This window comes from Alishewanella sp. BS5-314 (genome assembly GCF_025377695.1).
Classification (GTDB): Bacteria; Pseudomonadota; Gammaproteobacteria; order Enterobacterales; family Alteromonadaceae; genus Alishewanella; species Alishewanella aestuarii.
In genome coordinates, this window is the sequence record NZ_JACEHJ010000002.1 from 1,757,377 (window position 1) to 1,771,398 (window position 14,022).

At 49.2% G+C, this 14,022-nt stretch carries 16 protein-coding genes; all 16 read right to left on the reverse strand.

Going from position 1 to position 14,022, the window contains the following annotated elements; all coding sequences use genetic code 11:
- Positions 1-2 precede the first annotated feature (2 nt).
- The 16 genes from H1D31_RS12595 to H1D31_RS12670 all read right to left on the reverse strand — a co-directional run bounded on the left by H1D31_RS12595 (position 3) and on the right by H1D31_RS12670 (position 13,645).
- Positions 3-1,127 carry a serine hydrolase domain-containing protein gene (locus H1D31_RS12595; protein WP_261259213.1) on the reverse strand — a complete coding sequence of 375 codons (1,125 nt, stop codon included), beginning with the start codon at positions 1,125-1,127 and terminating at the stop codon, positions 3-5.
- 30 nt (positions 1,128-1,157) lie between these two features.
- Positions 1,158-2,090 carry a class A beta-lactamase gene (gene bla, locus H1D31_RS12600; RefSeq protein WP_261259214.1) on the reverse strand — a complete coding sequence of 311 codons (933 nt, stop codon included), beginning with the start codon at positions 2,088-2,090 and terminating at the stop codon, positions 1,158-1,160.
- Between the two features lie 120 nt (positions 2,091-2,210).
- Positions 2,211-2,558 (reverse strand): hypothetical protein, encoded by a 348-nt coding sequence (locus H1D31_RS12605; protein ID WP_261259215.1) that lies wholly within the window; start codon positions 2,556-2,558, stop codon positions 2,211-2,213.
- A 50-nt stretch (positions 2,559-2,608) separates the two neighbouring features.
- The gene (locus H1D31_RS12610; RefSeq protein ID WP_261259216.1) at positions 2,609-3,037 is read right to left on the reverse strand and encodes a VOC family protein; all 429 of its coding nucleotides are present in this window, start codon (positions 3,035-3,037) and stop codon (positions 2,609-2,611) included.
- Between the two features lie 116 nt (positions 3,038-3,153).
- Positions 3,154-3,609, reverse strand: coding sequence for a hypothetical protein (locus tag H1D31_RS12615; protein WP_008951366.1), 456 nt, complete (start codon positions 3,607-3,609; stop codon positions 3,154-3,156).
- A 421-nt stretch (positions 3,610-4,030) separates the two neighbouring features.
- Positions 4,031-4,450 (reverse strand): lysozyme inhibitor LprI family protein, encoded by a 420-nt coding sequence (locus tag H1D31_RS12620; RefSeq protein ID WP_261259217.1) that lies wholly within the window; start codon positions 4,448-4,450, stop codon positions 4,031-4,033.
- An 85-nt stretch (positions 4,451-4,535) separates the two neighbouring features.
- A complete protein-coding gene (locus H1D31_RS12625) occupies positions 4,536-5,000 on the reverse strand; it encodes a hypothetical protein (protein WP_261259218.1) in 465 nt (154 codons plus the stop codon).
- 702 nt (positions 5,001-5,702) lie between these two features.
- Positions 5,703-6,008: a hypothetical protein gene (locus H1D31_RS12630; RefSeq protein WP_261259219.1), complete on the reverse strand. Its 306-nt coding sequence runs from the start codon at positions 6,006-6,008 to the stop codon at positions 5,703-5,705.
- 187 nt (positions 6,009-6,195) lie between these two features.
- The gene (locus tag H1D31_RS12635) at positions 6,196-6,396 is read right to left on the reverse strand and encodes a hypothetical protein (protein WP_261259220.1); all 201 of its coding nucleotides are present in this window, start codon (positions 6,394-6,396) and stop codon (positions 6,196-6,198) included.
- 108 nt (positions 6,397-6,504) lie between these two features.
- Complete coding sequence (locus tag H1D31_RS12640; protein ID WP_261259221.1) at positions 6,505-6,966, reverse strand: DUF6998 domain-containing protein; 462 nt, start codon at positions 6,964-6,966, stop codon at positions 6,505-6,507.
- Positions 6,967-7,057: 91 nt separating this feature from the next.
- Positions 7,058-7,825 (reverse strand): hypothetical protein, encoded by a 768-nt coding sequence (locus H1D31_RS12645; protein WP_261259222.1) that lies wholly within the window; start codon positions 7,823-7,825, stop codon positions 7,058-7,060.
- A 528-nt stretch (positions 7,826-8,353) separates the two neighbouring features.
- Positions 8,354-8,920 carry a nucleoside deaminase gene (locus H1D31_RS12650; protein ID WP_008607349.1) on the reverse strand — a complete coding sequence of 189 codons (567 nt, stop codon included), beginning with the start codon at positions 8,918-8,920 and terminating at the stop codon, positions 8,354-8,356.
- The gene (gene gpt / locus H1D31_RS12655; protein WP_008607347.1) at positions 8,917-9,390 is read right to left on the reverse strand and encodes a xanthine phosphoribosyltransferase; all 474 of its coding nucleotides are present in this window, start codon (positions 9,388-9,390) and stop codon (positions 8,917-8,919) included. Before gpt ends, H1D31_RS12650 begins: the two co-directional genes overlap by 4 nt.
- A gap of 19 nt (positions 9,391-9,409) precedes the next feature.
- Positions 9,410-10,111, reverse strand: a complete 702-nt coding sequence (gene deoD / locus H1D31_RS12660) for a purine-nucleoside phosphorylase (protein WP_261259224.1) — start codon at positions 10,109-10,111, stop codon at positions 9,410-9,412.
- A gap of 8 nt (positions 10,112-10,119) precedes the next feature.
- On the reverse strand, positions 10,120-11,331 hold the full coding sequence (locus tag H1D31_RS12665) for a phosphopentomutase (protein WP_261259225.1): 1,212 nt from the start codon (positions 11,329-11,331) through the stop codon (positions 10,120-10,122).
- Between the two features lie 154 nt (positions 11,332-11,485).
- Positions 11,486-13,645, reverse strand: a complete 2,160-nt coding sequence (locus H1D31_RS12670) for a prolyl oligopeptidase family serine peptidase (protein ID WP_065954517.1) — start codon at positions 13,643-13,645, stop codon at positions 11,486-11,488.
- Positions 13,646-14,022 lie beyond the last annotated feature (377 nt).

The window sequence follows — 14,022 nt, forward strand, 5'->3', positions numbered from 1 at the left end:
ACTTAAATATCAGTGAAAGGTGCAGCCTGACTAAGCAGAATAGGTAACATATGCTCTCTGCTTAGCCGATGATGGGTAGCATTAGCATATTTGTTGTTATGCGCATTAAGTAGCAGCACCAGCAGTAAATCCCGTTCGGGTATAAACTGGATCAGGGCAGTGTAGCCATAGTCAGTGCTGCCGCCCATCTGGATAATCACTTCGACGCCGCTGCTTGTCTGCGCCAGGCTACCGAGCAGCCAGCGTTCATTTGCCGGGCTAAATACCAAATTAGGTGCCCCGGCAGCAAAGAGACTGCCTTGTTTAAGGGCCATCGACCAGCGCTGCAAATCATCGATGGAGCTAACCATCCCCCCGGCCCCCACCAGTGCCCAGGTAAGACCTTTTTCATAGGTGGTGCTACCCTGCGCATCACCACCGTAACCGCGGGCAAGGTTAGCCTGCGCCAGCCGGCGATCCTGATAAAAACCGGTGTTATCTAACTGGAGTGGTGTTAGCAGCTGCTGCTGAATATAGGTTTGAAACGGCTGCCCGCTTACTGTTTCAACAATAGCCGCTAACAAGGTATAGCCAGCGTTAGAGTAAGCAACTTTTTCACCCGGCCTGGCAAGCAGCGGTAATGCTAAGATACGGGCTTCGGCTTGCGCCTTGTCCATTACCTCAAAGTCAGAGTCATTATGGAAGTTATCTAAACCGCTACTATGCCCCAACAGTTGTTGGATGGTAATGGGCTTTAAGGCCTCAGGCGCCGTGGGGTAATAGTGTGCAAGGGTATCAGACAAGCTAAGCTGCCCGCTCTGCGCCAGCTGCAACACCGCCGCTGCGGTAAAGGTTTTTGCGATAGAGCCCATATCGGAGATCACGGCCGACTGATTTGCGACAGCCCCGCCCCGATCGGCGCAGCCATAGGCAGTTTTAAAAACCACCTGTTCGCCTTGCGCGACTAACACCAGGCCATCGAAAGTACCGGCCAGATGCTCACGCTGCAGTTCAGCGGCCAGCGCCGTGATCACAGGATCGCCGGCCTGAATAATAGGAGTAACAGTGCGGCACTCAGGAATGCTGCTACAGCCCGCCTGCATACTGACAATAAGCAGCAAGCTGCCCCACCCTACAAAGTACCGCATACACACTCCTGTTTAGTTTGGTATCGCGAGCTAGGCCAAAGCCCACTCGGCGGCGATCCGGCCCACTTCAGCCAGAACAGCCTGATGCCGATCTTCAATTTGCGCGGTATATTCGCCACTATCAAAATACGCCGCGATGATAATTGGGCTACGACCCGGCGGAAAGGTAATGGCGATATCATTATATTTATTGGTCGTGCCCTCGGTCCGCCCGGTTCCGGTTTTATTACCGCTACGCCAGGTGGTAGGAAGCCCGGCACGCAGCCGTTTCGAGCCGGTATTGGTGTTTTCCATCCATTGCAGCAGGCGCTGTCGCGAGTCTGGTTGCAGTAGTTCACCGGTAGTTATCCGTTGCACCAGCTGCGCCATCGCCCGCGGCGTGGTGGTATCACGCAGATCTGCCGACAGTACTAAGCCAAGATCAGGTTCATAGCGATCAAGCCGGGTTATCATGTCACCCATTTCGCGGAACTTAGCAGTAACCGCAGCGGGGCCACCCAGGCGTTTCACCAGCAGATTGGCGGCAACGCCATCGCTGAACTGCTGGGCCGCTTGCAGCAGCGCTATGATAGTCATACCACCTTTAGCCAGATGTTCACGCGTTACCGGTGCCCAGGGTAACAGGTCAGCTTCAGAATATGGCAGTATTTCGTCCAGATCCAGCCTGCCCTGATCCGCTTCGCGCAAATAGGCCGCGGCGAGTGCCAGCTTAAAGGTTGAGCACATAGCAAAGTATTCATCCAGGCGGTTACCGCTAACTTCGCCGGTTGCGGTATCAAGCAAGCACACACCCAGCCGGGCATGGCCTACTTCAAGCGCCTGCAACCTTTGGGCGGCATCAAAACGGCGGGCTGGCAGGCCGGTGGCAGCGACATTGGCGGCAGTCGTAGTCGCCATTGCCGGGATAGCCAGCAAGGTTGTTGTGGCGGCGCAACTAAGTAAAAAATCTCGTCTGGTGAGCATCTGGTTTATTCTCTAGCGGGTTATGAATTGATATTGGCTGCAGCAATCATGCTGAAACCATGCCCGGCATGACCACAAAAAACGTTAACGCGATATTGCTTTGGGGAACCCCAAAACCAATTATTGTGGTTTTGGATACCCGCCTACGAACAAAAATGCATTACTAATCTCGATGAAATGTTGCGTGGTGACAAGCCCTGCTTCCAAATCTTGCTTCAGAAACTCAGTTGCATTTTCACTAAATATTTTAATGTTGTCAGCACCACCAGCTTTGTACTGCCTGACGAAATCAATGCAGGCATCAGATTTTGTCGTTTGTTGCTCAAGACAGCGTGTTGCCACTGTTGCTAAAGCCTCGATATCGTGTCGGAGTACATCCCAGTCAACGGCATTTTTCGTTTTATGAGAACAGGCAGTCAATGCAGCGATTAAAAAGACAGCCAGGGATAATTTAAAACTTTTTTTCAACTTTCCTCCAGGAATAAACTGCGCGCTGTTGTGACAATAACAGCCGATTGTTAGGCATCTTGCTCCGGCAGGAGCTGCGGATTCCAAACAACCTCCCACAAATGGCCATCAAGATCCTGAAAATAGCCAGCGTAACCGCCCCAAAACGTTAACGCTGCAGCTTTAACAATGTTGGCGCCTGCATGTTCAGCTTGCACCATGACAGCATCAACCTCGGCTTTAGACATCACATTGTGCCCGATAGAAAATGCTGTTGCACTCTGACGTTGCAGTGGTAATCCCGAGTCATGCGCAAGGCTCTGTCTCGGCCAAAGTGCCAGTTTAAGACCAGCACTGAGATCGAAAAACGCAACAGCCCCATACTCGAATTCCTTTCCAACAATGCCTGCTGTCGGCAACCCGAGACCGTCGCGGTAAAACCTGACCGCGTTCTCCAGGTTATCTACGCCGAGTGTAATAACAGAAATCCGGGGCTTCAAAGTTATAGTCTCCATGCTGCATAATGTAAGGCCAGGGCAACGGAGTACAGACTGAATTTTTCGTGGTCATCACCACAAAAAAACCGACAGAACAGCGCCCGTGCATAAGCCGGTTATTAAGCCTTGAAGGCGATAGAAAGCAGCTCATTGAGCACCTTAAGCAAGTTTTTCAGCCATTTCGGTAACCACTTGCCGAGCAGGTCTTCCAAACTGTCTTTTCCCGTTTTTGCATCTTCTGCAGCGTCCAGGTTTGCTTCGTCGGTAAGGAGGAACGTGTGGTCACTCGGAAGATTGGCGTTAATATAGCGCAGCTCATATCCGAGTGCAGCTACTGAAACAGGGTCAAGCCTTGACGCCGCATAGGACACAGCTGTCTGTGCCTGCACAGACACTAAGTTTGCAATGGTTAAGTCGGCTGAAATTTGCAAATCGTCGGTGCCGGATTTATTACGCTGCTGAAGGCTATGTATTGCATAATTAAGTAATCTACCGGCCCCCTCTATCAGCCGCAAGTATTCTGCCGTAATATTGATATTTGGTGGAGCCGTTGTTGTTTGCGCAGTTGTGGCCACGTTGTGTTCCTCCGTCCAATCAACACATTAGTTTTAATAACTATAGATATTTTTACAGTTTTACTCTAATGCCTGGTTAGCGACACGCTATTTGCGTAATGCCATACCCCAGATTGAAATAAAGCGCCCCAATACAATACAGCCAGGATGGGCAAGTGCGGCTACAACACCACATATTGCCACCACCCCGTATTTATTAGCAGCAGAATGCCTCTTTATCCGGAATGTCTAATCGTAAATTAAACGCTTCTCTGGATTAGGATAGCGTCATGCTCCAACACCACTTGCGCTCCAACCATGACATAATTAGCTCCTGCTATTTTATAAAGTAACGGATACTAATATTGTAGCGCTGGATAAAGGCGATATCGTCTGTTCTGAGATAAAACCATTAAAATCCATTTAAATCCCTTTTTAAATTTTAAAGTGATGTGTCGGGCTCCGGTAAGATGGCTGGCGTGCCATCCATAAAACTTAAAAAGCTTTTCCAGATGTCATGGCTTCTTTGCTTAGTTAACTGGGTTTTGCAAGAAAGTGCCATCACACCGCGAATTGAACCGTCGCGCCATTGCATGTAGACCGAATTGCAATGAGATAACCGATAAGCCTGCCAGTCCGTTTGAGCGGCGTTGATTGCATTAACTAACTCAAGATCATCTGCGTTATGCGCTAAGCTGGCGGCCAGGTATCTGGCCAGCTCTGCTTCTGCCGAGTCTAAAGCCATGCTCGCGCACCGATTCATCTCAAGCGTACTCATCGCGTTCTGACAATCAAGAGGCGGGTTCTCTGCCATGGCTGAACATGAAAAGCCAAAGAGGACCAGCAACAGCCAGGTTTTCATAAGTTTCTCCAGATGCAAAAGTTTCCGCATCCAAGGTTTGCAACTAACCATATGAGTTGCTCCCAGCAGCGAGTAATACGCCTTATCAAACGCCTTCCTTAACCGCCTCGATTTGCGAAATATCTGCTACCCGGATATGAGTCTGAAAGTAATATTTACCTGACGGTTGACGCTGAGCATTGATAAAGTCAATTCTGACGCGTTGTGCATCCCCTTTTACCCGTATTGTTTTACCGATAAAAAACTCTTCCGGCGTCACACCGTACTGTGCTTTTAATAACGGGATAATATTGGGGTGCAAAGCAACTGTGACGTTGCGTTGGTCACGATAGTCGAGTTCTGTATTCAGATACACAACAGGGCCTTGTTTGCCGGCGGCTTTGATATTTAATACATATTCGCCCGTCACTCCCGCTGGTGCAGAGGCCGCCGCATTTCTGATAATCTCCATGGTATCTGATGCTGTAACAGCGTGCCCAGTTGCAGGTTGGTTAGTAGTGACACTGCAGCCAGTCAGCATGAAAACACCAGCTAAAACTACCCATTTCATTTTTACTTCCTTATAAAAGTTTACTGTTTAAATTAGGCGCAGGAAATTTGTCTGGATTTAGCAGCATCTTCTATGTAAGCACCTAAAAATATAAATACTTTAATATTCGGCTGCCGGCAAAACTCAATTCCCCCCGAGAAGCCCCGCCTAAGTAATTAAATGCCGAAAACACCTATCGTAAGCTTTCTGCCAACGATGCAAGCGTTCCAGACCTGGCAAGCAAACCTGTTCACCGCTTGCGGTTGCAGCGTGTGCTATTTGCTAATGATAAACTTTAATTGTTAACAATAGCTGCGAAGGCCACTGCAACACGCGCGCCTTCTTAGTTGTTTTTATACCTGATTGTTATTACATCTTTTAATACTATGATTTTTACGTACAGCGTTTCGGCTACTCTGAAGTTTGCACACGTTCTCTCAAGTTCGCTAAAACTGAAAACTTTAAACATATTGCAGTATACGACCTCGGGAAAGGTAATTTTATCGTTAATAACTTGCATTTTATCAGTTAAGGTTTTTAACTCAACACAATGCTGACTTTTAGCAGCGGGCTCTAAGGAACAAATAACGTCGTCAGGCTTTGTAATGCCTATAAAACTATTCCTAAGTGATACGGCTTCGATAAAAGTTATCACCGCGTAAAAGCCAATCATAAAGACAATACCGGATAAAATTTTCATAACTGTCTGCATAACTAAGGTCATCATAAAAGTGTATTGCTATATTTTTTGAGCAATACATCCACCACTTCTGTTGCCTCTTTTAAATCTGCGCCTGTGATTTTGCGATAAAGCCTGATGGCTTTTAGCCGATGACCGTTTTTTATGGCATTGTGCACTTCAACAGGCACAAAAGTAGTATCGTTAAACTCAATACCCGCATGCTTGATAAGCGCGTTTATTTTGACTTCTAAGAAGCGAATTCTCTGCCGATACTCATCAAGCTGCATATATAGATAAAAGCCTATAAAAATCAGCACAGGAACAAACAATCCAAAATATTCAGCCAAACCATTTCCTCCTTAAAGTACATAATGTACGCCTAAACAAGTAGCAAATTATTGTGAGTCCTGCTGACGTAGGCGCAGTATGCTGGCGTTTGTTATGTAGTTCCATTTATTTCCTGAGTAAATTTTTCAGATGCAGTAATTTGTTAGCGGTAAAAACTAAACTAAAAAAACAAAGCCTGCTCTATCTTTATTTAGAAAGCTCATCGACTTTTCGCTCAAGTTCTTCAACTTGTGACTGAAGCTTTGTTACTTGCTTTTCGAGCTCTTTACGCACCCCATCTCTTTTTTTATTCAACCGCATCCAATCAGGCAAATCTAGTAGTTCATTCAGAATTACAAAGGCGATAATCACCAATAAAACTCCTAAAATATCCCAAATCCCTGTCACTTAACTACTACTCCTATTGTTTATACCAAAACGCCTAGCTAACGCAGCTCACACGGGCGCGAGCTTACGAGCGTCCCGCCGCCGCAGGCGGCGTAGTGCTGCGCATTGTTAAATGGCTCTAGGCACACGGTCAGATTGAGGCACTGTTTGATTGAGTTGCCGGAGCTTGTTGAGGGAGATTTGGAACTGGCCATTACTCGGTAGCCGTCTACCTGTAAACTGATCCCAAACAAGAGCTCCTGGCCCGTTATAAATTTCTTCGAATGTTCCGTCACGCAGGATCTTGATGATGATCGTATGCTGAGGCTGACTCCGGAACGCAACAGAGTTGGATTGCGTCGCCTTGACCTCAACTTCCAAGCCGGTTTCGGTGACAGCGTCATAGCCTTTGTTGGAAGCTGTCTTCAGCTCCAAATTATAGGCGTCGGCCACAAGGCATTCACCTAAACTGCCAACCATATGGCCATCCGGGGTGAAGTGCCTACCCGGGAACATGGCCTCCAAATCATTGACCGTGGCGTAAAGCTGCTTGACTAAGGTCCGGAATTTATCGTGATCGATCATAGACATTTAACGCTTTGCTAATGGGCAGCCGAAACGAAGTGTAGGCTGTCCCGTGGAGGCCATGCTTTTTCTGGCCGGAACGAAATTAAGCAATTTGTTATACGTTTTCATGCATTGAACCGTATTTTTCTTCGTATTTTTGAACAAGTTCTTCAATTTTTGGCTTCGTATCAACTAAATATTTTTCCAAGTTTTTATTTTTAGAAATTTCAACACCACACAAAGCACTTATTACACTAAGACATCCACGGTAAAGGTTCTTAGCATTAAAAAAACGGTAATAAACAAAGCGCCATTCAGTAGCGACCTTTAAATCAGGATGGTACATAGGTTTGGTAAAACTGCCTGACGGATGAACAGCTAAGTCACGCCATTCATTAACCTGTTTAAGGATATGGCGTAAATTTTTACTTGGCTCAGGTTTTATATTGAAACCAACCCTAAAAGTCTCTGCAATCTGTTTATACCTTGCTGTTCTTTTATCTCGCCATACTTTAGTTAAAGCTGTAGGGATGGAAATGTAATTCTTTACGGTTGCATAAAAAGCGTCAATAGCTATAGCTGCAGAAGTGCAAGCTTGCATTGCACTGCGGAATTCTTTTTCCATTGCTTCAGCTTTTAAAATTGGATCATTAGCTTCATGATGAAGCATGACATTTTTGCTATGAACTTCTGTTTCAAGTACATGCTCATAAGCAATGGATAGCCAATGTTGAGTGACATCTATGAGCACTTCAAAGGACAAATGACCGCTTGTTTTTCCATTCTCATCAACGCTTATTTGCAAGCCACCTTTAGGAATGTTTATTCTCATTCCTTTTGTAACATAAATACCAACGGGCTTATTTCCTTCAGCCTGACTCATGCACTTAAATCCCTAAAAGGTATAACAACTTATTACTTTAGAACGCACCTGCTTTCACGCAGTGTAAACGCCCTTCTATCTCAACTTTTGACACTACGCTAACGAATAAATAGCGTTAAATCAATTATTTTGATTTCGGGTAAATTTAGCGCTGTAGATAGCGGGTTATAACCTTGCTATTTGCATATTTACAAGTTAATTACGTTTCCGGGTCGTTTTGACAGTGATGTACCCCTTAGGTATAGCCAGATGCTTATCGCTAACTTTCAGTTAATTCTAGCGTTTGTGTACTTCTTACTATTGCAGAATCGACTCCGGTACGCAGGCATACCGGAGTCGGGGGGCCGGTTTAGTGTCTGGGATTGGGGTGCATTTTGGTATCGCAGGATCGACTCCGGTACGCTCGCATACCGGAGTCGGGGTGCGGTTTAGTGTTGGGATTGGAGTACTTTTTGGTATCGCAGGATCGACTCCGGTACGGCTGGCGTACCGGAGTCGGGTGTGGTTTAGCGTTGGGATTGGTGGGCGTTAGCCGTTGTAGATGGTGCCGCCGTGGTTTAGGTAGTCTTTTAATACCTGGGCGGCGGCGCTGCGTTGTACCTGGCGCACGACTTCGACGCCGGCGTCGCGCAGATATTGGTAGCTGGGTTCAAATACCGGGCCTTCGTCAAAGCCAATAGCGCGGGCATCTTCGGCGGTGGCGGCGCAAACTAACCGTTTTACGCCGCTCCACAGGGTGCCGCCCAAGCACATGGCGCACGGTTCACAGGAGGTAAACAACTCGCGTTTAACACCGTCAGCGTTCAGGCTAAAGCTTTGCAGCGCCTGTTCGGCCAGCATAATGGCCACCATCTCACCATGGGCGCTGGAGTTATGCAGCGGCATTACCCGGTTTACGCCAACACTTAACAGTTTGCCGCTGTCGCAGTCAAAAATAGCGCTGCCAAAGGGGCCGCCGGTGCCACGCAGTACGTTTTGCCGTGACAACTCAATGGCTAACGCCATTTTCTCGTCATCGTGCTGATAGCTGCGCTGCCAGTCGACCACGTCGTTAATCCAATCCGGCAGCGTTAGCGTTACGCTTTGTGGGCTCATACTTCCTCTGCCAGCGGCTTGCTGTAGGCCAGTTCCATATCCCATGGCAGCTGGATCCAGGTATCCTGCTCGATATCGGTAACATAGTTATCCACCAGCGGCTTACCCTGTGGTTTGGCGTATACGGTAACAAAACGGGCTTTGGGGAAACGCTCGCGCAGCGCTTTGGCCGTTTCACCGGTATCGACCAGATCATCGACGATCAGCAGCTGCTCAGAGTCGGCCAGCGAGGCATCTTTTAGCACGCTCAGGCTACCCTGCTTGTCGTGCTGGTAGCTCGCCACACAGATGCTATCCAGCACCCGGATATTCAGCTCGCGGGCGATAATCGCCGCCGGTACCAGGCCACCGCGGCTTACTGCCACTATAGCGGTAAAGTTCTGGCCCAGTAACTGGCGTGCCAGCTCTTTGGTGGCGCGGTGAAAGGCTTCCCACGACACATAAAACATTTTATTGGTAGTCAGTGACATAACGCGTAGTCCCAGTAAATTACAAACAGCCCAGTGCCACTTCAACCATCTCGTTAAAGCTGGTTTGGCGCAGCTCGGCGCTTAACGCTTCGCCGGTGCGGATATGGTCGCTTACCGTGAAAATCGCTAACGCATTAATGCCGTATTCGGCGGCGACGCCATAAAGACCAGCGGCTTCCATTTCCACCGCCAGTACGCCGTATTTTTCCAGCGTATCAAACAGGGTTTCACTTGGGTTGTAGAACAGATCAGAGGTAAATACATTACCCACTTTCACATTGATATCTTTAGCGCGGGCGGCGGCAACCGCCTTTTCCAGCAGGCTAAAGCTGGCGATGGCAGCAAAGTCCAGGCCGCCGAGGCGGTTGCGGTTAACCATCGAGTCGGTGCTGGCACCCATACCAATGACGACATCCCGCACTTTAACATCCAGCGGCAAAGCACCACAGGAGCCAATGCGGATAATGTTTTTTACACCGTAGAATTTTACTAACTCAGTGGCATAAATCGACATTGACGGCACGCCCATGCCAGAGCCCAGCACACTGACTTTTTTACCCTGATAGGTGCCGGTGTAACCGAACATATTGCGCACGGTATTCACGCATACCGCATCTTGTAAAAACGTATCGGCAATATGCTTGGCACGCAGCGGGTCGCCAGGCATTAAAACGGTTTCAGCAAAGGCGCCTTCCGGCGCATTAATATGTGGAGTAGCCATAAGTTCTCTTACTGTAATTGTGCTAAAAAAGAGTCGCCGTATGCCAGTGCATCCAGCCCGAAAAAGTCAGCCAGGGTCTGGCCCATATCGGCAAAGCTTTGCCGCTCACCTAAATCGACTTCCGCTATACCCGGGCGATACAACAGTACAGGTACATATTCACGGGTGTGCTCAGTGCCCGGCCAGGTTGGGTCACAACCATGATCGGCAGTCAGTAATACCAGGGTGTCATCGTCGCAGGCCTGTAAAATTTCCGGCAGGCGGCTGTCGAAATACTCTAAGGCTTCGCCATAACCCAGAGGATCGCGGCGATGGCCAAAGTTTTGATCAAAATCAACCAGGTTGGTAAAAATAATACTCTGCGCACTTTGCGTTGCCATCTGGGCTAAGGTGGTATCCACTAAGGCTGGCAGGCCGGTGGCTTTCAGGCTTTTACTAATGCCCTGATGCGCGTAAATATCGGCAATTTTGCCAATGCTGATTACCTGGCCGCCGGCAGCAACCAGTTTATCCAGAACCGTCGGGGCCGGAGGTAATACCGAGTAGTCACGGCGATTACCGGTGCGGGCATAGGTTTGGGCGCTGTCACCGGTAAAGGGGCGGGCAATCACCCGGCCGATGTTGTAAGGGTCCAGCAGCTCACGCGCGACCTGGCAAAACTCCAGCAGGCGGGTTAAACCAAAATGCTCTTCATGGGCGGCAACCTGAAACACACTGTCAGCTGAGGTGTAGCAGATCGGCATGCCGGTTTTAATATGCTCATCACCGAGTTTGACCAGAATATCGGTCCCCGACGCATGGCAGTTACCCAGAATACCGCTAACGCCGGTACGGCGGCATAACTCCTCGATAAGCTGCGGCGGGAAACTGTTGGTCTTCTCGGTAAAATAGCCCCAGTCGAATAACACCGGTACCCCGGCAATTTCCCAGTGGCCGCTTGGCGTATCTTTACCGCTACTCAGTTCACGGGCATAACCAAAGGCGCCGCTAATACGGGTAGCTGGCGGTACAGCCAGCGATAAACCGGGTGTCGCGCTGGTGGCGGCCTTTGCCAGCCCCAGTGCCGTCAGGTTAGGAATAGCCAACGGGCGCTGCTTTTTCTCAGCAAATACCCGGGCAATACTGGCAAAGGTATTGGCGCCGCTATCGCCAAACTTATCCGCATCCGGCGCGCTGCCAATGCCGAAACTGTCGAGCACTAAAATCACTGCTTTTGCCATCTGGATACTCCCAAACCTGCTAGATCACTATTAGAGGTGGTGGCGAAACCATAAATTAAAAAGGGCACGCAGCTTACTCTGTCTGATTTTTTTTGGCAATCATTTCAGCTAAAACAAAGGGCGCCCGCAGGCGCCCTTGTACTTTTACTGCCACTTATTGCGGCAGGCTGCTGTAACCCATATTAAACAGGGTAAAGCTATAAATATCGGCGGCCTGATCAATCACCATCGATACCGGCATACCGGCACCGTGACCGGCTTTGACATCAATCCGGATCAATTGCGGCGTCGCCTTGCTGGCTTTGTCCTGCAGTTCGGCAGCAAACTTAAAGGAGTGCGCCGGCACTACGCGGTCATCGTGATCCGCCGTCGTGATCATCGTAGCCGGATAGGTAACCCCGGCTTTCACGTTATGCACCGGTGAATAACCCAGTAAGTATTTGAACATGTCCTCAGATTGCTCAGCGGTGCCGTAGTCGTATGCCCAACCGGCGCCGGCAGTAAAGGTATGGTAACGCAGCATATCCAGTACACCAACTTGCGGAATGGCGACGCCAAACAGCTCTGGCCGCTGCGTCATGACCGCACCTACCAGTAGGCCGCCATTCGAGCCACCACGTACCGCGGTTTTAGCCGGTGAGGTGTATTTTTCGGTCTGCAGGTACTCGGCCGCGGCAATAAAGTCATCAAATACATTTTGCTTTTGCAGCTGGGTACCGGCACGGTGCCATTCTTTACCGTACTCGCCACCACCACGGATATTGGCCACGGCATAAATACCGCCCAGCTCCATCCACACGGCATTTGCCACGCTGAATGACGGTGTTAAGCTGATATTAAAGCCACCATAACCGTACAGAATGGTTGGGTTGCTGCCATCGCGTTTTAAATCTTTGCGATAGCTGATAATCATCGGTACCTTGGTGCCGTCTTTCGAGGTGTAGAACACCTGCTCAGACACATAACGGCTGGGGTCGAAGTTCACTTTCGGCTGGTTATACAGGCTGGATGCGCCGGCCTTTGGCTCAAAGGCGTAAATAGAGCCCGGTGTAATATAGTTGGCAAAGCTAAAATACAGCGTATCGGCGTCTTTTTTACCGCCAAAGCCGCCGACACTACCGACACCTGGCAGCGCAATATCACGTACCAGCTTACCGTCGTAGTCATACTGTTTTACCTTAGCAATGGCATCAACAATATAGTTGGCAAACAGGAAGCCAGCACCGCTGCTGATACGCAGTACATGTTCGGTTTCCGGGATCAGATCCTGCCAGTTTTCTGGCTGTGGTGCCTTAGCCGATACCTTTACCACCTTACGGTTAGGGGCATTGCGGTTGGTCACCAGGATCAGCGTATCGCCAACATTGTCTACCAGATCGGTATCTGAGCTGGTATCGTCTAAAATGGTAACAAAGCCACTATCCGGCTGAGTTAAATCTTTGATAAACAGCTTATTGCCAGAGGTTGATACCGCCGCTGACACTAACAAATAGCGGTCATCCTCAGTCACACTGGCGCCAACATAACGGTGCTTCTGCTCGTCAGTGGCACCAAAAATTACTTTATCTGCGCTCTGTGGTGTGCCCAGCTTATGGTAGTACAGCTTATGCTGATCGGTCATGGCTGACAGCTCGCTACCATCCGGTTTGTCATAGCTGGAGTAGAAGAAGCCGTCGTTACCGACCCAGGCAATACCGGAGAATTTAATATCGGTCAGGGTATCGCCAATTTGCTGCTTGGTTTCGGTGTCGATTACTATAACTTTACGCCAGTCGCTACCGCCTTCTGAAATAGCGTAAGCCGCTAGTTTGCCATCACGCGAGAAGCGGATATCGGCCAGCGACGTTGTGCCATCGGCGCTAAAGGTGTTCGGATCCAGGAATACCTCTACCTCACCACCGTCTTTCTGGCGGTACAGTACAAATTGGTTCTGCAGGCCGTCGTTTTTATAGAAGTAGGTGTAATCGCCCTCTTTAAACGGCGCCCCTACCCGCTCATAGTTCCAGGCTTGTTGCAGTTTATCGCGGATTTGGTCACGAAACGGGATCTGCTTTAAATAGTCGAAGGTAGTCTGGTTTTGCGCCTTCACCCAGGCTTCGGTTTCGCTGCTGCGATCATCTTCCAGCCAGCGGTATGGATCAGCCACCTGAGTACCAAAATAGGTGTCAACCACATCGCCTTTGGCGGTAACAGGGTAATTCAGCTGTTGTTGCTGTTGGGTAACAGTCACGGTTTGCTCCGGTTTCACTTCTTGCTTCGGGCCGCCGCAAGCGGTCAGCACCGCAGCAGCCAGCAGGGTAACGGCATATTTCATTTAGGTGGACTCCGATATTCTTGTGATTATTGGCAAAACGCACTGAGCTTAACAAAGAAGTAACCTGTTGCCTATTTCACTGAACGGGAATTTTTGCATTCTTATCTCTATTGGCTAACGTGGATGGGTTGCAGAGCGGTTTGGCGTTTTGGTGCGGTGTCTTTTTTTCGGATATCGCAGGTGGCGTCTCCGGTACGCAAGCATACCGGAGACGGGAAGCAGAACCGGTTAGCGCTATAGTGTGGTGGCTTTTTGGTATCGCAGATCGCGTCTCTGGTACGCAAGCATACCGGAGACGGGAAGCAGAACCGGTTGGCGGTTTGGTGTGGTGGCTTTTTTGGTATCGCAGATGGCGTCTCAGGTACGCAAGCATACCG

Coding starts and splice junctions, on each gene's coding strand:
- H1D31_RS12640 (WP_261259221.1), bottom strand. CDS start 6,966: ATGTCTATGATCGATCACGATAAATTCCGGACCTTAGTCAAGCAGCTT.
- gpt (WP_008607347.1), bottom strand. CDS start 9,390: ATGTCACTGACTACCAATAAAATGTTTTATGTGTCGTGGGAAGCCTTT.
- H1D31_RS12625 (WP_261259218.1), bottom strand. CDS start 5,000: ATGAAATGGGTAGTTTTAGCTGGTGTTTTCATGCTGACTGGCTGCAGT.
- deoD (WP_261259224.1), bottom strand. CDS start 10,111: ATGGCTACTCCACATATTAATGCGCCGGAAGGCGCCTTTGCTGAAACC.
- H1D31_RS12645 (WP_261259222.1), bottom strand. CDS start 7,825: ATGAGTCAGGCTGAAGGAAATAAGCCCGTTGGTATTTATGTTACAAAA.
- H1D31_RS12665 (WP_261259225.1), bottom strand. CDS start 11,331: ATGGCAAAAGCAGTGATTTTAGTGCTCGACAGTTTCGGCATTGGCAGC.
- bla (WP_261259214.1), bottom strand. CDS start 2,090: ATGCTCACCAGACGAGATTTTTTACTTAGTTGCGCCGCCACAACAACC.
- H1D31_RS12620 (WP_261259217.1), bottom strand. CDS start 4,450: ATGAAAACCTGGCTGTTGCTGGTCCTCTTTGGCTTTTCATGTTCAGCC.
- H1D31_RS12595 (WP_261259213.1), bottom strand. CDS start 1,127: ATGCGGTACTTTGTAGGGTGGGGCAGCTTGCTGCTTATTGTCAGTATG.
- H1D31_RS12650 (WP_008607349.1), bottom strand. CDS start 8,920: ATGAGCCCACAAAGCGTAACGCTAACGCTGCCGGATTGGATTAACGAC.
- H1D31_RS12670 (WP_065954517.1), bottom strand. CDS start 13,645: ATGAAATATGCCGTTACCCTGCTGGCTGCTGCGGTGCTGACCGCTTGC.